We start from the raw sequence: 21,994 nt of genomic DNA, 5'->3' as shown, positions 1-21,994 counted from the left end.
AGCGATCATGAACAGAGCGCTGCTGAGCCCCATCGTCTGTTTCGTTTCATTGCTGAGCACGGGCGCTGCGCTGGGCAACCCCGTCACGACACCGTCACGGACCCAGGACACGCAGTCTGCTCCGCTGGAGCGTTCGCACTCCGAACAGGCGGCAAGCTGGGGTCTGACGGAGCAGGAGTGGACACGCTTCGAACAGATCCAGGCAGGCCCGCGTGGTTTTTGGAGCCCGAATCTCGATCCGCTGACTGCACTCGGCGTCGAAGCAGAGAACGACCAAGAGCGTCAGCGCTATGCCGAATTGCAGGTAGCGCTGGAAGCCAAACGTGCCCAGCGCGAGCTGGCTTACCAAAACGCCTACACCGCAGCTTGGGCCAAGCTGTTTCCGGGGCTGTTGCCGATTCAGGGTATGGCATCCCCGCCCGCTGCTAGCTCACCGGTAGAGCCGCGCCGTGCTCTGTTTGTCGAAGACCATTGCCCTGCGTGCACCGCTGAAGCGCAGCGTCTGCAAAGCAGTGATACGGCGTTCGATATCTATCTGGTGGGCAGCCAGGGCAAGGATGAACGTGTCCGTCGCTGGGCTCGGCAAGCAGACATCGATCCGGCCAAGGTCCAACGCCGGCAGATCACACTGAACCATGACCGTGGTCGCTGGTTCAGCCTGGGAGCCCCGAGACCGTTACCCGTCACATTTCAGCAGGTGAATGGACAATGGCAACGTCTCGATTGATTGCTATTGCGCTCCTGCTGACGGTGCACGCCGTCCGGGCAGACGAACTTCCGCCTCCGGCTTATCAACTGGCAGCGCATGACGCCAACGTCCCTTCCACGGTGTTGTTCGCGATTGCCCTGCAGGAGAGTGGCGCCCGCCTCCGTGGTCGACTGCTGCCCTGGCCCTGGACGCTGAATATTGCCGGTAGCTCTTACCGTTTCGCCAATCGTCAGACCGCCTGTCACGCCTTGCTTCAGGCGCTTGCTCGGTATGACGCCAAGCGGGTCGATGCCGGGCTTGGGCAAATCAACCTGGGTTATCACGGACAGCATTTTTCCAGTCCCTGCGAAGCCCTCGAACCCTACCGCAATCTGGCCGTAACTGCCGCGCTGCTGCAAGGGCATCACGCCGTCACCGGTGATTGGGTGTCAGCTGCTGGCCGATATCACCGCCCGGCAGGAGGAACGCCGGCCGCGCGTTACCGCGCCGGCTTTTCCCAACTACTCGACGGACTACAGGTTTCCTTTAAACAGGGCACACCACCATGAAGCATATTCCCAATGCGTACTACTTCGCCATGCTCTTGGCTGCGCTCGCCCAGCCTGGACTGTCATTTGCAGACGGTCAGCCTGGCGGTTTCACCCACCCCCAGTTTGAAGCTTCCAGGCCGCCAATAAACAACAAGACCCGGCCTGCTCGGGCCATACATGCAGACCTATCTGCATTTGCCGATGAAACCTGGATACTGCCCGTGCGCAGCTCTCACTTGAGCCCAGGCCAAATCACAACTCGCACTCTGGACATGCCGGGCTTGCAGCCATTTTTTCTTGTCGGGGAGGATCCCCAATCGTTGGCTTGGCTGCATCAGCGTGCGACTGAACTGCAAGAAATCGGGGCGGCCGGCCTCGCCGTCGAAGTGACCGATACTGAAGCCCTGGCCCGAATTCGAGCAGCCGCGCCGGGCATCACCATCCTGCCGGTCAACGGCAACGACATCGCCTCTCGCCTGAAAATTGAGCACTACCCTGTCTTAATCACAGCCACCTCACTGGAACAGTGAGTCTGGGTCATGGCCGAGCATGCGATGGAGTCCAAACTCCGGCCCGCAGTCGAGCTGTATACCGTGGCGATCTGCGTCGCCGCGGCGGTGTTATGCGTGTATTCGCCCTGGGCCGTGGCCCTATCACCCGAGATCGGTCTGATTGCGGCTCTGGCCTATGCCCTGTTCGGTTTGATCCGCCTCCGACAAGCCTGGGAGGTGTTGCGCTATCGGCGCAATATCCGCCGGCTGCCGCGCTACGAGCTGACCAGCCGGCAGATTTCGGTGAGCCGCAAACGTCTGTTCATGGGCCGCGGCTTTCGCTGGACCCGCCTGCACACCCAGCGCTTGGTCGAGGCCCAGGATCCGGCCGTCGCTCACTACGTCGACCAACCGACCCGTTACCGCCTGGCACGTGGACTCGAACGTCGCCTGGAACATGCGCCATTTCCGCTCTCGACACTGGCCCGTGTCACGGCCTGGGATAGCGTCTTTAATCCATTGCGCCCTTTACCCCCAGTCGGTGGCTCACCGCTGTTGCATGGGGTTGAGCCCGACGAAACGGAAGTCAGTCTGCCGCTGGGTGAACGAGTCGGGCATACCCTCGTGCTGGGCACGACCCGTGTTGGCAAGACGCGGCTCGCCGAGGTGTACATCACCCAAGACATTCATCGCGTTGAACACGAGGTGGTGATCGTCTTCGATCCGAAGGGCGATGCCGATTTGCTCAAACGCATGTACGTAGAAGCCAAACGCGCCGGTCGAGAAAATGAGTTCTATGTTTTCCATCTGGGCTGGCCGGAGATCTCCGCACGCTACAACGCAGTGGGACGTTTTGGACGCATTTCGGAAGTGGCGTCACGCATTGCTGGACAGCTCAGTGGCGAGGGAAACTCCGCGGCTTTCCGTGAATTCGCCTGGCGTTTCGTCAACATCATCGCCCGGGCGTTGATCGAGTTGGGACGACGTCCGGACTACCTCCAAATCCAGCGGCATGTGGTCAACATCGACGCATTGTTCATCGAATACGCGCAACAGTTTTTCGCCAGAACCGATCCGAAAGCGTGGGAAGTGATCGTACAGCTTGAAGGCAAGCTCACCGAGAAGAACATCCCCCGGCATATGGTGGGACGCGAAAAACGCGTGGTGGCCATCGAGCAGTACCTGGCGGTGAAGCGGGTATTTGATCCAGTAATGGACGGGCTGCGTTCGGCGGTACGCTACGACCGTACTTACTTCGACAAAATCGTTGCGTCGCTACTGCCGCTGCTGGAGAAACTCACCACCGGCAAGACCGCCCAGTTACTGGCTCCCAACTACACCGATTTAGATGACCCGCGGCCAATCTTCGACTGGATGCAAATCATCCGAAAACGCGGCATCGTTTACGTTGGCCTGGATGCGCTGACCGATGCCGAGGTGGCTGCCGCTGTGGGCAATTCCATGTTCGCCGACTTGGTCTCGGTGGCGGGACACATCTATAAACACGGCATTGACCATGGCCTGCCCCAATCGAGCAACAACAGTGACAAGTTGCCGATCAATCTGCACGCTGATGAGTTCAACGAGTTGATGGGCGACGAGTTCATCCCGCTGATCAACAAGGGTGGCGGTGCCGGCGTCCGGGTAACCGCCTACACCCAGACCCTTAGCGATATCGAGGCACGTATCGGCAACCGAGCTAAGGCTGGCCAAGTGATCGGCAACTTCAACACCCTGCAGATGCTCCGCGTGCGCGAAACCGCCACCGCTGAACTGCTCACCCAGCAGTTACCCAAGGTTAACGTGCTGACCAAGACCCTGGTGTCGGGCGCGACTGACACCTCCGATCCGGAGGCCAACACGGACTTCACCTCGTCCTCACAGGACCGTGTCAGCAGCACCAGTGTGCCGTTGATCGAGCCTGCTCATATCGTCAGTTTGCCCAAGGGGCAAATGTTCTCCTTCCAGGCCGGTGGGCAGCTCTGGAAAGTCCGCATGCCTTTACCCAAACCCTCCAACGACGACGCCATGCCCAAGGACCTGCAGGAACTCACTCAACGGATGCGGGCGGCATACAACGCGCAGGCGGGACAGTGGTGGAGCGCAAGCGGTGGCGGCCCAACTACCAACTTCGATTTGGATCAGGTGGGTAGCCCTACCCCACCACAGGTTTCGATTCACCAAACACGTATTCGGTGGGCGCCGTGGCGGCATCCACTTGACGGCGCGCGATGGAGTAAACGATGGCAACTTCCGTACAGAACACGCCGCCACAACCGATCCAGCGCCCGGGATTAATCGTCTCGGCGATTGGTTTGGTTTTACGCATCATCGGCTTGCTGATCGCCTCATTGCTGTTTTCCATCCTCATCGAGTTCGCTGGTTTGCTGCTGTTCTGGGGCGATCAGGGTTGGCGGCACAGCCAAGCCATGTTGAATAGCGAATTGGGATGGCTCAGCGAGCACTTCAAAGCTTCACTCATTCTTCGACAACCTGAAAAGGCGATTATCCAGTGGCTGGACGTCCTCAATCAGTGGTTGGTGGTCAAGACTGGCTTTGCGGATTTTGCCCAGCAGGCACGCGCGTCGAGCCAGAGTAACGGCTTCTGGAGTTGGACCAATCAGCTCTACGTAAGCATTGAGGATTTCATGCTGGCAGCGGTGTATGTCACCTTCACCTTCGTGGTGCGCCTGACCATTCTGGTTCTGGCGACACCCTTGTTTCTGTTGGCCATGTTCACTGGTTTTGTAGATGGTTTGATGCGCCGTGACCTGCGCAAATTCGGCGCGGGGCGTGAAAGCAGTTTTGTCTATCACCGCGCCAAGCGCGCAGTGATACCACTGCTGATCGTGCCCTGGATCATTTACCTGTCACTGCCCTTTTCGCTCAATCCGATGGCCGTTTTTTTGCCTTGCGCGGTGTTGCTCGGAGTAACGACAGCTATCACCGCAGCGACGTTCAAAAAATATATTTAAGTGCAACACAAGTGCTGATTTTTTATTTCAGTCGATACGATGATACGCGTGCTTGATGGCCGCAGCCCTCCTAGCTAAGCGTACCGCACATCTTGCGAGGCCACGACCTGATTGACCCCATAACCGGTTCGAGCATCGGATGTGCTGATCAAGCGCTCGACGGCCTTTGCCAGATCAGGATTTACCGTTGCACTCTGGCTATCCCTGAAGTAGCGCATCACCGCCCCCGCCACGACATCCGCTATCTGCAGGCCAATGCCCTCGTGCGACTGCGCAAACGTGAAAGTAGCCATCTCTTCGAAAATAAAGTCCGAGTGTGGAGTGTATGGAACCTGGCTTTGGTCCTTCTGGGCTTCCACGGTCGCTTTCCCCAGATGCAGGATATCCTCGAGTTCCAACTGCTGATCGTGAACGATGTGGACACCTTGCAGATTTCGTCTGAAGTAGAGATTCAGGCGCGCGTAGATGTTGGCAAACGAGGTCAGATTGGGAAGCATCCAAACACGCTTGCTGCGCTTGTTGTGATCAGGTGGCGGAAGGAACTGGAGAAATGCGTCAGGATCCTGCTCCTTGAGTTCCAGATACTCGTTACGGGCATCTTCCACCATCATGACTACGCCTCGGGCAATATCTTTCTTCCCTGGGATGTCCAGAAGGCGCACGCCCAGATCCTGAAGCAATGAAAGAGACTGCAGCAGGTGCGCCTCAGAAGGCTCTAGGCAGGCTTGGACAAATGCGTGGAGCACCTGATCCGGAGCTTCAGCATTCAGAAAGTCCGCAACAGTATTCCTAAGGAAGGCCATGGGTGCGCCTTTGGGGAACCCCATGCAAGATGGTAGCAACTGAAAACTCGTGATATGCACGCAAATGAAATAGCGTTTATCCACGAGTTCGACAAACAGAGGCGCACCGATAGACTCCAGATAGTCTATAACCTCCAAAACAAATTTGGGCTTGGCCATCAGAGACTTGGACTTAAGTTCACCAGGTGAAATCCTGTGCAATACGCGCAGCTCGTCGATTCGAGTGACAACTGCCGACTCGTCACTCACCCCCACCGCAGCCAGTACGAAGTACGGTTGCCCTTTGAAGTCGAAGCCGTCGCCGCTGTTGACTATGTCACCGCTATGACCACTCTCGTCGAGATAGAACGTCATGCTCAAGGTTGGTCTCCCCACATTGTAAAATGCCTCCAGGCCCTGCCACATCATGCGCGTGCCAGAATACGGCCCAGGGGACTATTGATTGCCGTGAAGGCGTCGATGACGCCATCTAGGACAAAGTCGAGCGCACGACCATAACCTTGATGCAATGTAGCCGTGTCGAAGTCTTGATCCTGCAACCTCTCGATCTTGCTCACGGCGTCATGGGCATCGGCAATGCGAAGATCGTAGGTGACGAACAGCATTGCAATGTCGCTGTTTTTCGCATTCCAGCCTTCTGGTTCATCCTTGCTTTTTAGTGCGTCCGATGCCTCGCAGTTTTCGTCGAACCTGGTCAGGATGTTCAGTAAGCACTGCAGAAGCTTTAGCTTCCCCAAAGTTGCGATCAACTTTCTCGGGACCCCCATAGCTTCCAGAAGCTGTTTGAGGAAACCGTCGGGCAGCTTCTGCCAAATTTCATGGATGGATTTGCATCGAGCGAGAAAGGCCTGCTGGGTCATGTCCAAGGGCGCGAACTGAGCGAGTTTTGCAACCTGCGGATAATGTAGCCAGCCATCGGCTGCAACTTCTTCCCGTGAGAACCCGAGCAGTTCGACAGCCGGTTTTTCGATGCCCAGCGCGGTCCCAAGCCGAGAAAGGTTTTCTCCCAAGGACAGCATTTGCGTGAGGAACCGATCAACTTTGGAAACGATGTGTTCTTCAGTCAGGTCGCACTGTTTCACGATCGCAGGATCCAGGGCGTGGACATGAGCATGCAATGTTTCCCGCTCCGGGACGCCTTTATACAGATCCCGTAGATCCACCTCGATTAGGTTTCGCCCGATTCGCCGGCACCGAGTGAAAGACCACTGCCCAAGATAAGATGGACTGCAATACCAGCCACCATGCGCGTCTACAGGTGTGCTTCCGTACAAGCTGTTTTGTTCATAGCGTTCGAGAAATCTGTCGTCGAGATAGACCGTCGTATCATTTCTCATGATGTCATTGGCACTAGCGTGCGTAACCTTTCCAGCAACACCTGGCCAAGTCAGCCCATCAGCTGTCTGCTGAGGGCAGAGGTTGCAGGAAACTGCCACTACTGTCGCCCATACCTGGAGCAGTAAGCCGTTCTCTGTTTCCCGAAGATCGCCATCAAGCCAGCTTCCCGGCTCGCCAAGAGAATGAAAACGTTCCCCGTTCATCAGCTTGCGCAGTTGCGGGCTGTCTGCGAGCGTCGCCTGATAGAAGAAATGGCGAACGCCGCGTCCCCCCCTCAACCACAGATACTTGCGCAGATACTCGTTTGACATGAACCAATTAACATCCCGGGACGGCTTGAAGTGGTATTGCAGCGAAACCTCACCTTCAGCGACTCCGAACTCTGGAAGGCTCAAATCGTCGTAAACCAAACGCTGATGCTCATTGCCAATGCATCGTGGCGTTAAACCCAACGCCATCCATACCTTCTCGGCCAAGGTGTATGTGAAGAACAAGCTGCTGCCCCAGGAGGCAACGATGTAGTCATACCCACTCACATTCGGTGTGAAGTCTTTCACGCTCCCTTTCTCACTTGGAGTCGGAACCCCGTGCGCCACCGCACCCTGACTATGTAGAACGGGTATCGCGTTACCGTCATCGGGAACGACAGCCATCAACATATGAACCGTCTCGCGGTTCGACTCTGAGCGTTCGGTTTCCGTGAAACTACTCACCTCGACTCTCTGCAACGGATCAGTCCCCACTGGCTCTAGCAGTGAGCGCAACCGCTGCGGTAGCAAGTCGGCCGGAATAGGAAATCTTCCCACGTAATCAAACATCGGTCCTTCTCCTTGAGTGTCGCAAACAGCCTATCAGTCCACTCCCCGAAAAAGCGATTGATCACACCTCAAGTTTCTTAATGAACAATTCGACCTCTGACTTGATTCTGTTCCCAGATCCATATGGGCCAGCATCATGCCAACTACCCCCTTTCGCTGCTTGTTACTGTTCTCGCTTGCTATCGTCGATGACAACAGTTATGCCGCATCTGCTCATGAGCAGGAACAGCTCAGCCTAGTGCAGCAGCAACTCGACACTCTAGAACGTCTAGCGGCACGAGCCGAGACAACCAACAGGTCTGAACCCGACGAACGCTATCGCTTCGACTATCCCCGGCTGACTCGAGACATCCAGCGCATCCGCCACGGAGTTCGGGACTACCTGTCCCCTTCCCGCGCTCAGCCCCGCGACTCCATTGAATTGGTTGGTGATTACCGCCTTGACACTCCGTCAGCGGAGCCGCCGCCATGAGCATGACTGACGCTCAGAACTCCGCGTTCCAAAACGCATCCGGTTTCTCACCGCAGAGCAGTTCGACGCTGTGGCTGTCCATGGTCCTCGTTCTGGCTTTGCTGTGGTGTGCCTGGGTGATGTGGACGGCTTACCGGGGTTGGGCCGCAGGCAGCGTGCGATTCGGTGCCTTCGGTGGCAGCACTGCACGCGTGTTGCTCGCGCTGTTGGTTCTGATGTTCTTCACCCTTTCCTAAACCAGGAGATCGCCGTCATGCTCAAGTGCCTTGTCCCCCTGAAAAACAACCTGCGTGATAATGCCAGTCAGCGCTTGATTGGTCTGCTGCTGGTGCTCGGTCCAAGCCTGGCTTTTGCCGAGCTTCCTACCATGGAAGCCCCTTCACGTGGTGAAGGTTCTGGGTTGATCGAGACGATCAAAAACTACGCCTACGACGGCGGCATTCTCCTCGGCCTGCTGATCGCCCTGCTCGCTTTTCTCGGCGTAGCTTGGCACTCGCTGACCGTCTATGCCGACGTGCAGAACCAGCGCAAGACTTGGAAGGACTTGGGTGCGGTGGTCGGCATTGGAGCGCTGCTGGTGGTGATCATCATCTGGTTCCTGACCAAGGCTGCTGCGATTCTGTGAGGTCGACATGAACGACACTATCGAACGCCTTGCCGACGGCACCTTGGTTTTTCTGCCTGAGCGACTCAATCGTGATCCCGCCGTATTGCGCGGTTTGACCAATGATGAGATGTGGGTGGCGCTCGGTGTCGGCGCACTCGTCGGCTTTGTGCTGGGCGTTCCTCTGGCGATCGCCACCGCTTCCATTGCCACAGCGCCGACCGGCATGATCGCAGGCATGGCACTGGTTCTATTTGCCGGTGGCACGCTATTGCGCCGGGCCAAACGGGCTCGCCCCGAGACCTGGTTGTACCGCAAACTCGAATGGGTACTGGCTAGCCGTTGGCGCTTGGGTCGCGGCAGTTTGATCCTCCACTCCGGTGCCTGGACGGTCCGCCGTTCACGTCGGCTGCGTCCTGCCCTGTCCCGGTGGTTGCCATGAGCCGATTTCGGAACAAGGTGGACGCCCAACAGGCCCATATCTTCAGCCTGCGCCTGGCGGTGATTCTCCTCGCCCTGCTCTGTGCCGGGCTCTGGTACGGCTGGCGCTCGGCACCGACCGATCTGACCGTGCATGTACCACCAGATCTACGCTCGGGCAGTACCCGCAAATGGTGGGATATTCCCTCAGAGAATGTGTATGCCTTTGCCCTGTACATCTTTGGTCAGCTCAACCGCTGGCCCTCGGATGGTGAGAAGGACTATCGACGCGCCATCTATGGCTTGCAGTCTTATCTGACACCCTCCTGCAAGACCTTCCTTGATGGTGACTACGAATACCGCAAGGCCGCCGGCGAACTCCGCCAGCGGGTGCGTGGCGTCTACGAAATTCTGGGCCGAGGCTATAGCGAAGATCCAGAATTCAGGGTCAAGCAACTCGATCGCGATAGCTGGCTGGTCACTCTCGACCTCAACGCCGATGAGTACTACGCGGCCGAACCGGTGAAACGAGTGGTGGTGCGTTATCCCTTACGCGTGGTGCGTTTTGATCTCGACCCCGAACGTAATAAATGGGGGCTGGCACTGGACTGTTATCAGGGCACGCCGCAAAAAATCGCTGTGCCTGGAGGTGAGCCATGACGCGGATTTTTATTCTGGGACTCACCGCCACACTGATGCTGTGGGGAGTTGCAGCGCAGGCCGTCGAGTTGATGCACTGGGAACGCCTGCCCCTCGCGGTCCCGCTGGTTATCAATCAGGAGCGGGTGGTCTTTGTCGATGAGGATGTCCGAGTCGGCGTCCCCTCAACTCTGACCGGCAAGCTGCGCGTGCAATCTACCGGCGGCACGCTGTACCTGCGCGCGTCAGAAGCCATTGCACCTACCCGGTTACAACTGCAATCGGTCGCGACGGGCGAGATCATCCTATTGGACATTGCAGCCACGCCTGGCGACCAACCGCTGGAACCCGTGCGTATTATCAAGAATGCTCCGGTGCAGACTACCGAGACGGAATCCAGCACCGCCCCTGTTCCAGAACGTACGCCGATCCCTGTCGCGTTGACGCGCTACGCCGCGCAAAGCCTGTACGCGCCGCTGCGCACCGTAGAATCCCTACCCGGCGTACGCCGCGCCCCCCTCAAGCGGCGCACCGAACTACCGACCCTGCTGCCGACCGAAAACGTGTCCAGCACGCCCATCGCCGCCTGGCGACTAGGTGATTACTGGGTGACGGCGGTGAAGTTACGCAACCTTGGATCAGTGACGGTGCAACTCGATCCGCGTCAGCTTCAGGCAAAGTTGTTCGCCGCGTCCTTCCAGCATGCTTTCCTCGGGCCTGTCGGCAGCCCTGAAGACACCACGGTTGCCTACCTCGTCACCCACGGTGCCGGCCTCGAACACGCCGTGCCGCTCCCGCCCGTTGCACGAGGTGCTGACGATGAAAGCTAACGCCGTGCTCAAATGGTTGGTACCGGCTGTGCTGCTAGGCGTGGTGTTCATCATCCTGAAAACTTGGGTTGCGGGTGGTACCTCGCCTTCGTCAGACAGTCCGCCTGCTCAGGACAACCTCCAGTTATCCGCCGAGCAGGCCAAGTCGCTCGGTATTGCGGGTGATACCCCACGCGACACGGTTGCCACCTTGGTCGGCCAGGTGAAGGCCATGCGCAGCGACATGCTCGGCCTGAAAAAACACAACGATTCGCTGCAGACGGAGAACAACCGCCTTCGTGAGCGGGAAAATAGTGTCGATTCGCGCATCCAGACCGCGCTTGGCAGCGTAACCCAACAGGTCGACGAAGGCCGCCGACAAGCCAACGAGGCCCGACTCAAAGCGGAACAAGACAGTCGCCAGGCCCGTGGTCTGCTGACGCAGTTGCAGGAACAGCTGTCGGGGCTGACCGGCAAAGGCAAGGATATGCCGGTTGGATTGGGGCTTGAGCCGGGCGACGGGGCGCAGTTCGAAAGGCAGCACTCAGCCGATGATGCGCTGCAGTGGATTGAGCCCTCGGATGCTCCGTCCACCGATGCCCGAGGCAAAACCAAGACCGCGTCCGCCCTGAATCCGCCTACTGCCTTCAACTCACTGGAGGGTTTGAAGGACAACGCCATCGACCGCAGCCAGAAGCAGTTACGCGAGGTTGCCAAGAGTGAACGTGATCTAACACGCTCCGCTGATCGTACCGAAGGCGCGAAGCCGGTCTACACCATTCCCGAAAACGCGACATTGATGGGCTCAGTCGCCATGACCGCGCTGATCGGTCGGGTCCCGGTGGACGGCACCGTGAATGATCCCTACCCCTTTAAGGTGCTGGTCGGTCCGGAGAACCTGACAGCCAACGGCATCGACCTGCCGGACGTCGCAGGGGCCGTGATGAGCGGTACAGCCTCCGGCGACTGGACCCTGTCGTGCGTACGCGGACAGGTCGAGTCAATTACCTTTGTGTTTACCGACGGCAGTATCCGCACGGTGCCTCAGCCGAAGGCAGTCGCCAGCCGCAATGCATCCACCGCCCAGAGCTCGAACACCGACAAGATCCGTGGCGGGCTCGGTTACTTGTCCGATCCGTATGGCATTCCTTGCATCGCTGGCCAGCGCCGCTCGAACGCCCAGCAATACCTCGGCAGCCAGAGCCTGATCACTGCCGCCGGTGCCGGTGTCGCAGCGCTGCTCGGGGATGAGCGGAACAACAGCAGCGTGATCAGTTCGGGCGGCAGTACGCTAGGAGTCACCAGCAGCAGTGGCAATAGCGCACTGAATTCAATTCTCAGTGGTGGGGTCAGCGACATCCGCGAGTGGGTGAACAAACTGTATGGCGAAGCCTTTGCTGCCGTGTACGTGCCTCCGGCCGCCCAAGTCGCACTGCACCTCGATCATGAAATCACCATCGACTACGAGCCCAAGGGCCGGAGCGTTCGCCATGAAAAAGACCATGCCTCTCTGCCTGACCTTGATTAGCGTGTTTTGCTGGGTCCTGGCGGGGTGTTCCACCGACAAGGACACGCTGCTGCCCCATGGCGAGCAAACCATGTTGGGCATCTGGAACGGTGCCGGGTCGCAAGGCACTCAGCAGCAACTGTTGGATGCTCGGCAGCAGTTACGCCGTCCGTTGGCTCAAGCAGATTTTTCCGTTGCTCTCCAAGAACCGTATACGCGCACAGCGGAGAACGAGATTCGCAATCTGTTCCCTCGCTTGCCCAATCCCGATCTGGTGCTGTACGTATATCCGCACCTGAGTGGTACCGAGCAGGCGCCGATCCCAGGTTACTCGACCGTCTTTCCGTTCTACCAACGTGTGCAGTACGCATTGCCGGGTGAACGTCAGGAAGACTTGTAATGCGTAGCGACGATTCGGGTAACCGCACTGGCGCGTGGAAAGCCTGGCGCACCCCATTACGTCCTCGCGCCACGTTGGCCGATGACGCCGCACTCTATGCACACAACCCCAGCTTCACCGATCACCTGCCTTGGGTCGAATACCTCGATACCGAGCAGTGTTTTCTGCTTGATGACAATCGCTCAGTGGGCGCGGTGTTTGAGTTACTGCCCATCGGCACCGAAGGGCGCGAACCCGATTGGTTGATGGCCGCCCGCGATGCCCTTGAGGATGCCCTACAGGACAGTTTTGATGAGCTGGACCAAGCGCCTTGGGTGGCGCAGTTTTTCTGCCAGGATGACAACGACTTCACCCCCTACCTGACGCGTCTCACCGATTATATTCAGGACAGCGCCCGAGGCACGATCTTCACCGAGGCATACTTGGAACTCACTCGCCGTCATCTGAAGGCCATCGCCAAGCCCGGCGGGCTGTTCGAGGATAAGGTGGTGACGAGCCTGCCCTGGCGCGGCAATAACCGCCGGGTGCGCCTGGTGATCTATCGCTGGCTTGAGTCTGGCGCCGAGGAGACGGGACTCACCCCGGTGCAATCCCTGCAGCAGGCTTGCGAACGTATTGCGGCTTCGTTGCAGGCGTGCGGCGTGCAATCAGTACCAGTTGATGGCCACGGTTTGTATGCCTGGTTATTGCCCTGGTTCAATCCGACGCCCAGGCTCACCGATGAAGCGCCCGAGGATTTTTACAAACGTGTTGCCTATCCGGAGCCTGCTAATGGCGGGTCGCTGGAATTGCCCTTCGATCACGACTTCGCCGAACGGTTGTTCTTCAACGAACCGTGTTCGGATGTGCAACGAGGACTCTGGTACTTCGATGGGCAACCCCATCGGGTCATGGTGGTGGACAAACTGCGACGGGCACCGTCGATTGGTCAACTCACCGGAGAATCCCGTAAGGGTGATGCAGTCAATGCCCTGTTCGACCAGTTACCCGAAGGCACGGTGATGAGTCTGACCTTGGTGGTCAAGCCGCAGGATATGCTCGAAGACCAGTTAAACCGATTGGCGCGCAAAGCTATCGGTGAAAACCTGGCCTCGACCCAGACCCGTCAGGATGTCGAAGAGGCTCGTGCGATCATCGGTCGCCAGCACAAGCTGTACCGCGGCACGCTGGCGTTCTACGTGCGTGGTCACGATGAACAGCAACTGCACCAGCGCTCGGTCAGCCTGGCCAACGCGCTGTTGGGCGCGGGGCTGCAACCGGTACGCGAAGGCGATGAAGTCGCCGCCTGCAACAGCTACCTGCGTTGGTTGCCGATGGCCTATAACCCGGCCCGCGATACACGCAACTGGTACACCCGCCTGATGTTCGCCCAGCACCTGGCGAACCTCGTCCCGGTGTGGGGCCGAAGCACCGGTACCGGCCACCCGGGCATCACCCTGTTCAACCGCGGCGGCTCGCTATTGAGCTTCGACCCGTTATCACGCCTGGACCGGGCCATGAACGGGCATCTGCTGTTGTTCGGCCCGACCGGTGCCGGCAAGTCGGCCACCCTGGTCACCCTGCTGATGCAAGTCATGGCGGTGTACCGTCCTCGCCTGTTTATCGTCGAAGCCGGAAACTCATTTGGCTTACAAGGCGACTACTTCGCGACGCAGGGTTTGTCGGTCAACAAGGTCCAATTGAAACCTGGCGCCTTGGTCAGCCTCGCGCCTTTCGCTGATGCTTACCGTCTAGTCGAGCAGCCAGATCAGGTGGCGAGTCTGTCGATTGATGAGTGGGACGATGAGGTGGTAACCAGTCGCGAAGACCAGCGCGATGTTCTCGGGGAACTCGAAATCACCGCTCGGCTGATGATCACCGGCGGCGAGGCCAAAGAAGAAGCCCGCCTGAGTCGAGCCGATCGCAGCCTGATTCGGGAGTGCATTCTCGATGCGGCGCAGGCGTGTGTCGCGGCGGCTCGCCAGGTACTGACCCGCGACGTACGTGACGCCTTGCTGCGCACCGCCGCCGACTTGCACTTACCGGAGAAGCGTCGTGAACGGGCCCAGGAAATGGGCGAATCCATTGATCTGTTTTGTCAGGGATTCGAGGGCGATCTGTTCGATCGCGAGGGCACGCCTTGGCCCGAAAGCGATGTTACCGTTGTCGATCTGGCCACGTACGCTCGCGAAGGCTACGAAGCCCAGATGTCCATCAGCTACATCAGCCTGATGAACACCGTGAACAACCTTGCCGAGCGCGACCAGTACTTGGGCCGACCAATCATCATGGTCACCGACGAAGGCCATATCATCACCAAGAACCCGCTACTGGCGCCATTTGTGGTCAAAGGGACGAAAATGTGGCGCAAGCTCGGGGCCTGGTTCTGGCTGGCGACGCAAAACCTTGCCGACTTCCCCACTGCCGCGCAGACCATGCTCAACATGATCGAATGGTGGATTTGTTTGAACATGCCACCAGCGGAGATAGAGGAAATCGCCCGCTTCAGGAAGCTCACCCCGGCACAGAAAGCCTTGTTGCTCTCCGCCAGTAAGGAGCCCGGGAAATACACTGAGGGGGTCGTGCTGTCGAAAAAACTCGAAACGCTGTTTCGAGCCGTACCACCCAGCCTCTATCTCGCCTTGGCCATGACGGAACCCGAGGAAAAAGCCGAGCGCTGGACATTGATGCAGGAGAACGGCTGTTCAGAGTTGGAAGCGGCTTACCGGGTAGCTGAACGGATCGATAGAGCACGAGGAATAAAATCTACATCGAAATAGCTATTCAGTTACTGCTCTTTCAGAGATTTAACTCCGAAACTGCATCGCAGCTGACCAGGCGTTTGCACGACAACTGAAAAGCCGATTGTATTCGTATTCCACACTTAGCAGGCCGGTCTGTTACTGGCCATCGCGTGCGGGGCGTTTTCAGAATTTTTATTATCTGTCAGTTCAATATAAATTTTCCGCCGTTATTAATGAGACCCCGGCTACGCTCTTGCTTTCGCAGCCTTCTTCACTTCTGACTCCAAGCTGTTTATCAAATAACTCAGATCATGCTTCGAGATACGCTTCGGCCTGGCTATACGTACTGGATCATTAATTCGCATCTTTGTTTCATTCGAAAGTGCGCGATCTAGGCAAGTAGAAAACTCAATTTCATCGTCAAATATCGCTTCTACTTTTCGTGCCTCATCGTGAATCAAAAGCGCTCTTAGAGGACAGCTCTTAATGGCTTTTAACAAACCATCATCAAGCGTGGTTACAACAGGAATTATGAACTGATTACCCTTCCTTTCTGTCATCAGCGTTTCACAATGTCGAAACATATAAAGATCCCACGCAAGCGCAGAAATCCTGTTAGTCGAATCCGCGTTTGGGTTCCGCAACGCGGGCTCGTCAAAGATGGGCATTCTAGTCTGCTTATCAGCGAATCCGCTCAGAGCCTTCCAGCCAAAGTAAAGCTCCTTCAAGGGCATGGCGTCAAAATTATCAAGACAGAAATCCACTAAGCAGCGAATACCATCATCTACGCTTCGACCATTCCAGCACTCCAGCAGCGCACGTAACATTATCGATTGCATCATATCTCGCCGTTGGATGCAGGCCCATACATCCCGATTGGTCAGGAATGAATCCCACATTTCCTCAGCTGCGGATATGTAATCTTGAATCTGCTCAGCGTGCCCCTTTAGCACCCTTTCCCTGACCTCAGGGGCATGCATCATGGCATCAAACATCTTTGCAGCCGCAACTTTCTGGTACGGCCATGGATTATTAGGCTTTACCACTTCACGTAGGTTTTCCAACGATGCAAACATCCAATCGAAACCGCGTCCGCCCTGATCTTCAATAAACTGTAGGGTGGCACGCACCTTTTCGCGATGCTTCGAATTCTCATGACGAAAAAAGCCCGGTAATTCGGTAAGAAAATTTGTATCCAGTAATGAGAAGAATGGAAACTCCAACGGCGCACTACCGCTGCGCATTTGCTTCTCGATAGCATCGGAAAATGCAAAAATTCCCTTTCCAGCAAATAGAGGAACCACGGGCACATTCGGATTATCTGACCGGCCCAAACCTTGCAATGGAACCCCTCCCTCATCGCTCGCGAACAACACACGAATGCCGGAGAACGCTTCACGATCAGAAGCGACGATGTCTAAGAGGGAGTCACCTGGTGAGCGACAGAGGATGGCAGTTTTTACGCGGAGCATCTTTTTCATTTCAAAATGCAAATCGAGTTTGTTTACCATCGTGTTGTGCCCTCTTGAAGATATGCTGGTGCGGTTGCCGCGCGGAAAATAAGAGAAATCGGTGGATTGCTGGCACATATCGAGACTAATTGCGTAACCCCATGCCCACTCGCTTTCGTCGAGGGCACCGCGAGTCTCAGAGCAAACATCGGACAAAGACGCTGTACCTAAAAACCAGAAGTGATTTAGGACCGCATCCTGCTGGCCTATGCCAAGTGCTAGGACAGGCTAAATGCAATCGGGTAGTCAAGTCGATACAGGTATCCGTGTGCCGCGCTGAAGCCGCTGCTGAATCCTCAACAGAAACCCGGCTTCAAAGGCGTCCTGGCAGTCACCGATAGGAAAGGTTTTGCGCGCTTGCACCAGCTCCCACCACAGTGGGATCTCGCCGGGAGTATCGAGCCAAGCCTGGGCGCATTGCACGCCACGCTCGATCATCGGGGCAAATTCGTTGCCCCAAGGTGTCAGAAGACTCGGACAACCATCCGCCGCAGGAATTGAAACGTAATTTTCGTTCATAGACACCTTAGCTTTCGATTATTTATTAACGCTGGGTCTGTTCAAGCAGCATAGAAACAAAGCCATCAATTGGCTTGAGGATCAAAAAAGCGCCCAATCAGACCAATGTAGACTATATCCCGTGGATTGAGAGTCCCTCAAGGCGCAGTTTGCGCGCATGACTCAAGACTACGAACAGCTCCGTCTGCAACTGGCGGAAAATATCCGCTCGATGCGACGCGTGAAGAATCTCACCCAGGAGCAATTGGCGCTCATGGCCGAGGTGGATCGTACCTATGTGAGTCAAATCGAACGAGGGGTCGGCAACCCGTCGTTATTGGTCCTCTGCAAACTCGCCAACATTTTCGAGATCAAAACGGATCAATTGCTCATCGAGTCTGACGCGCTTGCTCGTAAGCTGAGCGCTGAATGACCCTCTGCTGATCTAGAAAATCGCTGTAAACCGACGATCCTGCGTTCGGCTTTCTCACTGACACCCTCCTTTCGATCATTGAACCTGTCCAGGCCATACACCCAGAGCCTGGATCATGTCTGCTGCCTGCCCGCATATTTCGCCCCAGAAGTTACATCCTTTAGTGCTGAGCATTCTGCTGGCATCGGGGCCAAGCGTAGCGCTGGATACTGGCAGCATTACCGCCTCCGTGCTCTCTCCGGACTGCCTCGAATACAAGGTCGTCGGCATCTGCTTTTGGTTGCTCTGCACCCCCTTCGGCTGCACCGTGAAAACCTCAACCAAAGTTCGTCATTTCCTTCCTGAGCTGGTGGTCTCCAGCTATGCCACCACCGGTGCCAATCCTTGGACCGAGATGGCCGCGCTCTCCTCTCCCATCAGCGGTGCGGAAGGAGGCGGTAACCTGATCACGCCGAACAACCAACGCGATAACCTGCCTCGTTTTAAAAACGTTGATGGCATTGGTCACCCCGGGGGCTGGGCCGCCACACAACTGGCCTCGCAATCCGGCTACGCCTGCGCCAGCGGCGCTACTGCGTTCATGCCCTACTACCTGAGCACTTTGGACTCACTGGCCTGGCGTCATGGCATCCCGGAAAGTCTTTACCCCGAGTCGCTCGTGCCCGGGATCCGTGAAATCGGTCGTCAGTTCGCAGGAAACATGTGGGGCAACGTCTATCCGCGGCAAGGATTTTTGGTGCAGCCCGACGATTTCAAAGCCGCTGCGGTGATGGCGCAGCGGGCGGGTGATGTGATTACCCGTAACGGACAGCCGCACGTGTATTTCCCGCTCATACCCGTACCACGCGATGGTTATTGGCCGCCTGGCCCAATCGTTGAAAACGACGCTTCGACCCACAAATGGCAATTGCTCTCCCCTCTGGTTCAACCCACATGTGCCACCTTCCCTAGCGATCCGGTGCAGAGCGCGGATGGCGGCTACTCCTGGTCGCTGTGGCGTCCCTATAGCTGCTGCAAGCGTGAGGGACAGACCTTCCTGTTCAGCATCGACTTCAAAGGTGGTACGTCATGAGTCGACTTCTCGTAGGATCATGGCTGGGCCCGATGAGTTTGTTGCTCTGCGGGCTGCTCGCCGTGGCCACGCATGCCCAGGCCGCCGAGGACGATTACCGTCTAGGCACTCAGGGCGAAGTGCTCGACGACCGGGTGATGTACACCATCGGTGGTGGCTCGGCAGCGGGCTCGCCGAGCTCGCTCTATCGCCCCAACGGACTCGGTGTCGGCGGGTCCTGGCAGGCGAACATGATGTGCGGAAACATGAGCCTCACCAACACCTTGCAAAACCAGTTGAACGGCGTCACCGAAGGGTTCCAGCAGATCATGGGCAGCATTGTGCAGAACGCGACCCAAGCGGTGATGTCGCTGCCTGCGTTGATCATCCAGCGCGCCAACCCCGGGCTTTATGAGTTGTTGAGTAACGGGGTGATGCAAGGGCGCATCGACTTCGACCGTTCCAAACTGACCTGCCAGGCCATGGCCGAGAAGATGGCTGACAAGGTCGGCCAAGCCGGCTGGGGCGCATTGGCCAAGAACCAGGAGATGCAGGGCAACCTCGAAAAAACCGGCGGTGATGCGGTGGCCGCGGTGAAAAACACCGAGGCCCGTAACGGCAATAATGGGGTGTCATGGGTCGGCGGGCAGAAGGCTGGAGGTAGCGGACAAACACCCATCCGGGCAACCTCCGATGTGGTGCGCGCGGGCTACAACCTGCTGCATAACCGGTCCGTGGACGACAGCGCCTCGATCAGTAGCAGTGATTGCCTGGGCGGCGCTATTTGCCAGGCATGGACCTCACCGCAAGAGGAATCCGAATGGGCTGTTCGAGTGTTGGGCGAGACCGAAGTCGCAACCTGCGACACCTGCGAGAGTCTGCGGGCTACCGCTGGCAGCGGACTGACGCCGCTGATCCAGGAGGCCTACGGTGAACATCTCAAGACCCTGCAAGGATTGCTGTCCGGGCCTCTGCCGCCTACCCCTGACAATCTGAGCAAAGCCTCCAGCCCGATGCTGCCAGTGACCCGTGGTGTGATCGAAGCCCTGCGCGACGATCCTGATCAGGAACTCCTGGCGCGGCGCCTGGCCAGTGAGACAGCCCTGTCCAGCGTACTCGACAAAGCGCTCCTGCTATTACGCACGCTGCTGGCAGGCAGCCACGAACCGAACATCACTTCCGCCGAACCGGCCCAAACGGCCTTGACGAAAAACATCGACACGCTGGAGCGTGAAATACGCCTACTGCAGACTGAGCTGCAGGTCCGACAAATGTTGGCTACCAATACCGCCAGCCTTGTACTCGATCGACATGCCGGAGGCGCCGATGCTTCGCGTACCGTCGAGCAAGGCGACCCTGAACTTGGCCGACTCAACGATGCTAACGCCAGGCGCAAGTGAGCCATGAAACGCCCGCAGCTATTCACTTTGCTTTCAGGTCTGGGAATTGCCACGGTGATGGTCCTGACCGCCGCACTGGTCGCCTGGATCGGCCGCACTGCGCTGGGCAGTTTCGAGATCTGGCAGCAAGCCTTGGAATCGATACGGCCTCACCTGCGGTGGTGGCGTGCCCTGCTCTACGGCGTCCTCTTAGCACTCTGGTGGGACCTGCTAAGGCGCTACCGAAATCGACCACAAGATCAACAGCGTGTGAAACGCATCGGAGTATTGGGACTCGTGCTTTCTATCTGCTTCGAGCTCACCCGATTGTGAGGTCATCACTATGCTCATGAGCACCAGCAGCTACCTGGAGTTTTACCTCTCCCTGCTGGCATGGATCATCAACAACGGTATCTGGAACGTCCTGTCCGATACTGGCCTGTTCGCCGCCCCCTTTGGTGCAATCATCTTGCAAGAATGGTTGTCGGCCCGTCAGCAAGGCGCGGATGAAGGCAACAAGGGATTGCTCTCTGTACCGCGGATCGAGAACCGGCTGTGGCTGGCTTACATCGTCGTCTTGTTCGGCTGCGCGCCGGTCTTTCCATTGAGCCTCACGTCAATGGCGTTCGATGACGCAGCGAGCCAACGCTGCGGTGTCAGTGTGGCCAAGCCAGCGGAAACCGCTTGGGGCACCACTTTCAACACCATCGGCGAACGCTCGGCCAACGTGCCGGTCTGGTGGTTTCTGGTGCATGCCTTAAACAAAGGAGTGACCGCGGCGGCTACCGCCTCCATTCCCTGCGCACCGGATATCCGGCAGATGCGCATGGAGATCGACAGTTCCCGCATCGACAGTCAGGTCCTGCTACAGGAAGTCGCTGACTTTACTCGCGACTGCTACGGCTATTCCCGCTCTCGGCTGTTCACCAATCGTCCGCAGCTGGACAAGGCGCAAAGTCATGATGCGTCCTGGATCGGCTCAAGCTATTTTCTCGACACTCCGGGCTATTACGACACCGATCGCTCACGGACATCGCGGGTCAGTTGGCCCTACGATGAAACCCGAGACATTTCCTTGCCACGGTTGGAGAATGGCGCGGGCTACCCCACTTGCAAACAGTGGTGGAGTGACAGCGGTGTCGGATTGCGCGAACGGTTGATCGAGCAAGTCGATCCTTCGCTGCTGACTCAGCTGAAAGGTTGGTTGACTGGCCGTTCGAGTAACGAGATTGAGGACGCCACCCTGCGCGAGCTGGTCAGCCCGCGCCAACAATCGATGTCCATGTCGCCCGGACAGGTGTACCAGGACTACGGCTCCAGTGCTCGCGGCGGGTCGATCAATCAGGGGCTCAACAACTTAGCCACCAACACTGGGCTAGCCCTTGGTTCGTTCAGCAACTTTCCGGCAATGAATGCGCTACGCGCCGCCCTGCCGATGGTGCAGGCTTTCCTGATCATGGGTGTCATCATCAGCTTGCCACTGATCCTGCTGGTCAGTACCTACCAGTTGAAGACTGTCATGACGGTGACGTTCGCGCTGTTCACGCTGCACATGCTGACCTTCTGGTGGGAGTTGGCCCGCTGGGTCGACTCCAGCATGCTCGACACTTTGTACAACCAAGTGTCGGCCTCCAATCAGGTGCTCTTGTCGCTGCCGACATCTGGCTTCATGGATGGGACCGTCACGGCACAGGTGATTGAGTATGTGATGGGGGCAATGTTCGTCGTCCTTCCAATGTTGTTTTTGGCTGCAATGAGCTGGGCAGGATATAGCGTTGGCTCAATCGCCGACGGCATGCTTAGCAAAGGAGCAGCTCAAGCGCAGGACGCTGGTGCAAGGGGCACTGGAGCTCTGATGTCTGCTGGAAAGGCCTTAAAGTAGGG

General features: G+C 57.5%; 22 protein-coding genes and 1 pseudogene. 19 read left to right on the top strand and 4 right to left on the bottom strand.

Annotated elements, in window-relative coordinates; genetic code table 11:
- Nucleotides 1-7: 7 nt before the first annotated feature.
- The 5 genes and pseudogenes from KUA23_RS14235 (at nt 8) to KUA23_RS14215 (ending at nt 4,705) form a co-directional block, all read left to right on the top strand.
- Nucleotides 8-727 carry a TIGR03759 family integrating conjugative element protein gene (locus KUA23_RS14235; RefSeq protein WP_252994188.1) on the top strand — a complete coding sequence of 240 codons (720 nt, stop codon included), beginning with the start codon at nt 8-10 and terminating at the stop codon, nt 725-727.
- Complete coding sequence (locus tag KUA23_RS14230) at nt 709-1,257, top strand: lysozyme family protein (RefSeq protein WP_252994187.1); 549 nt, start codon at nt 709-711, stop codon at nt 1,255-1,257. Before KUA23_RS14235 ends, KUA23_RS14230 begins: the two co-directional genes overlap by 19 nt.
- Nucleotides 1,254-1,769 carry an integrating conjugative element protein gene (locus tag KUA23_RS14225; RefSeq protein WP_034103314.1) on the top strand — a complete coding sequence of 172 codons (516 nt, stop codon included), beginning with the start codon at nt 1,254-1,256 and terminating at the stop codon, nt 1,767-1,769. Before KUA23_RS14230 ends, KUA23_RS14225 begins: the two co-directional genes overlap by 4 nt.
- Before the next feature lie 9 nt (nt 1,770-1,778).
- Nucleotides 1,779-3,881: pseudogene (traD, locus tag KUA23_RS14220) on the top strand (type IV conjugative transfer system coupling protein TraD); the annotation flags it as partial.
- A 92-nt stretch (nt 3,882-3,973) separates the two neighbouring features.
- A complete protein-coding gene (locus KUA23_RS14215; protein ID WP_213569597.1) occupies nt 3,974-4,705 on the top strand; it encodes a TIGR03747 family integrating conjugative element membrane protein in 732 nt (243 codons plus the stop codon).
- A 74-nt stretch (nt 4,706-4,779) separates the two neighbouring features.
- Here the strand turns inward: KUA23_RS14215 and KUA23_RS14210 are convergent, their stop codons facing one another.
- Nucleotides 4,780-5,862 carry a DUF3800 domain-containing protein gene (locus KUA23_RS14210; protein ID WP_252994281.1) on the bottom strand — a complete coding sequence of 361 codons (1,083 nt, stop codon included), beginning with the start codon at nt 5,860-5,862 and terminating at the stop codon, nt 4,780-4,782.
- A gap of 50 nt (nt 5,863-5,912) precedes the next feature.
- Nucleotides 5,913-7,664, bottom strand: coding sequence for a hypothetical protein (locus KUA23_RS14205; protein ID WP_252994186.1), 1,752 nt, complete (start codon nt 7,662-7,664; stop codon nt 5,913-5,915).
- A gap of 136 nt (nt 7,665-7,800) precedes the next feature.
- Here KUA23_RS14205 and KUA23_RS14200 point away from each other — a divergent pair, with 136 nt between their 5' ends.
- Genes KUA23_RS14200 through KUA23_RS14160 form a run of 9 tightly spaced genes read left to right on the top strand, consistent with a single transcriptional unit; the run spans nt 7,801 to nt 15,274 of the window.
- Complete coding sequence (locus tag KUA23_RS14200) at nt 7,801-8,136, top strand: integrative conjugative element protein, RAQPRD family (protein WP_080758240.1); 336 nt, start codon at nt 7,801-7,803, stop codon at nt 8,134-8,136.
- Nucleotides 8,133-8,372 (top strand): TIGR03758 family integrating conjugative element protein, encoded by a 240-nt coding sequence (locus KUA23_RS14195; protein ID WP_034103319.1) that lies wholly within the window; start codon nt 8,133-8,135, stop codon nt 8,370-8,372. The genes KUA23_RS14200 and KUA23_RS14195 overlap by 4 nt, the downstream gene beginning before the upstream one ends.
- Nucleotides 8,373-8,389: 17 nt before the next feature.
- Nucleotides 8,390-8,761 carry a TIGR03745 family integrating conjugative element membrane protein gene (locus tag KUA23_RS14190; RefSeq protein WP_034103321.1) on the top strand — a complete coding sequence of 124 codons (372 nt, stop codon included), beginning with the start codon at nt 8,390-8,392 and terminating at the stop codon, nt 8,759-8,761.
- Between the two features lie 7 nt (nt 8,762-8,768).
- Complete coding sequence (locus KUA23_RS14185) at nt 8,769-9,182, top strand: TIGR03750 family conjugal transfer protein (protein ID WP_034103322.1); 414 nt, start codon at nt 8,769-8,771, stop codon at nt 9,180-9,182.
- The gene (locus tag KUA23_RS14180; protein ID WP_034103324.1) at nt 9,179-9,820 is read left to right on the top strand and encodes a PFL_4703 family integrating conjugative element protein; all 642 of its coding nucleotides are present in this window, start codon (nt 9,179-9,181) and stop codon (nt 9,818-9,820) included. The genes KUA23_RS14185 and KUA23_RS14180 overlap by 4 nt, the downstream gene beginning before the upstream one ends.
- Complete coding sequence (locus KUA23_RS14175) at nt 9,817-10,629, top strand: TIGR03749 family integrating conjugative element protein (protein ID WP_252994185.1); 813 nt, start codon at nt 9,817-9,819, stop codon at nt 10,627-10,629. The genes KUA23_RS14180 and KUA23_RS14175 overlap by 4 nt, the downstream gene beginning before the upstream one ends.
- Nucleotides 10,619-12,136, top strand: coding sequence for a TIGR03752 family integrating conjugative element protein (locus KUA23_RS14170; RefSeq protein ID WP_252994184.1), 1,518 nt, complete (start codon nt 10,619-10,621; stop codon nt 12,134-12,136). Before KUA23_RS14175 ends, KUA23_RS14170 begins: the two co-directional genes overlap by 11 nt.
- The gene (locus tag KUA23_RS14165; protein ID WP_213569591.1) at nt 12,099-12,515 is read left to right on the top strand and encodes a TIGR03751 family conjugal transfer lipoprotein; all 417 of its coding nucleotides are present in this window, start codon (nt 12,099-12,101) and stop codon (nt 12,513-12,515) included. Before KUA23_RS14170 ends, KUA23_RS14165 begins: the two co-directional genes overlap by 38 nt.
- Complete coding sequence (locus KUA23_RS14160) at nt 12,515-15,274, top strand: conjugative transfer ATPase (RefSeq protein ID WP_252994183.1); 2,760 nt, start codon at nt 12,515-12,517, stop codon at nt 15,272-15,274. Before KUA23_RS14165 ends, KUA23_RS14160 begins: the two co-directional genes overlap by 1 nt.
- Before the next feature lie 209 nt (nt 15,275-15,483).
- On the opposite strand, the gene KUA23_RS14155 is transcribed toward KUA23_RS14160, so the two are convergent.
- Nucleotides 15,484-16,827, bottom strand: a complete 1,344-nt coding sequence (locus KUA23_RS14155; RefSeq protein ID WP_252994182.1) for a hypothetical protein — start codon at nt 16,825-16,827, stop codon at nt 15,484-15,486.
- 168 nt (nt 16,828-16,995) lie between these two features.
- Nucleotides 16,996-17,268, bottom strand: a complete 273-nt coding sequence (locus KUA23_RS14150; RefSeq protein ID WP_034103336.1) for a LasR-specific antiactivator QslA — start codon at nt 17,266-17,268, stop codon at nt 16,996-16,998.
- A 157-nt stretch (nt 17,269-17,425) separates the two neighbouring features.
- Here KUA23_RS14150 and KUA23_RS14145 point away from each other — a divergent pair, with 157 nt between their 5' ends.
- The 5 genes from KUA23_RS14145 to KUA23_RS14125 all read left to right on the top strand — a co-directional run bounded on the left by KUA23_RS14145 (nt 17,426) and on the right by KUA23_RS14125 (nt 21,992).
- On the top strand, nt 17,426-17,680 hold the full coding sequence (locus KUA23_RS14145; protein ID WP_003235912.1) for a helix-turn-helix domain-containing protein: 255 nt from the start codon (nt 17,426-17,428) through the stop codon (nt 17,678-17,680).
- 115 nt (nt 17,681-17,795) lie between these two features.
- A complete protein-coding gene (locus KUA23_RS14140) occupies nt 17,796-18,752 on the top strand; it encodes a TIGR03756 family integrating conjugative element protein (RefSeq protein WP_034103339.1) in 957 nt (318 codons plus the stop codon).
- Entirely contained in the window at nt 18,749-20,131 is a 1,383-nt protein-coding gene (locus KUA23_RS14135) for an integrating conjugative element protein (protein WP_252994181.1), read from the top strand. The genes KUA23_RS14140 and KUA23_RS14135 overlap by 4 nt, the downstream gene beginning before the upstream one ends.
- Nucleotides 20,132-20,134: 3 nt before the next feature.
- Nucleotides 20,135-20,443, top strand: coding sequence for a hypothetical protein (locus KUA23_RS14130; protein ID WP_034103343.1), 309 nt, complete (start codon nt 20,135-20,137; stop codon nt 20,441-20,443).
- A 10-nt stretch (nt 20,444-20,453) separates the two neighbouring features.
- The gene (locus KUA23_RS14125) at nt 20,454-21,992 is read left to right on the top strand and encodes a conjugal transfer protein TraG N-terminal domain-containing protein (RefSeq protein ID WP_252994180.1); all 1,539 of its coding nucleotides are present in this window, start codon (nt 20,454-20,456) and stop codon (nt 21,990-21,992) included.
- Nucleotides 21,993-21,994 lie beyond the last annotated feature (2 nt).

Source organism: Pseudomonas pergaminensis (assembly GCF_024112395.2).
GTDB lineage: Bacteria > Pseudomonadota > Gammaproteobacteria > Pseudomonadales > Pseudomonadaceae > Aquipseudomonas > Aquipseudomonas pergaminensis.
The sequence above is the reverse complement of the archived record's forward strand: the minus strand, read 5'-3'. Positions and strand labels throughout refer to the sequence as shown.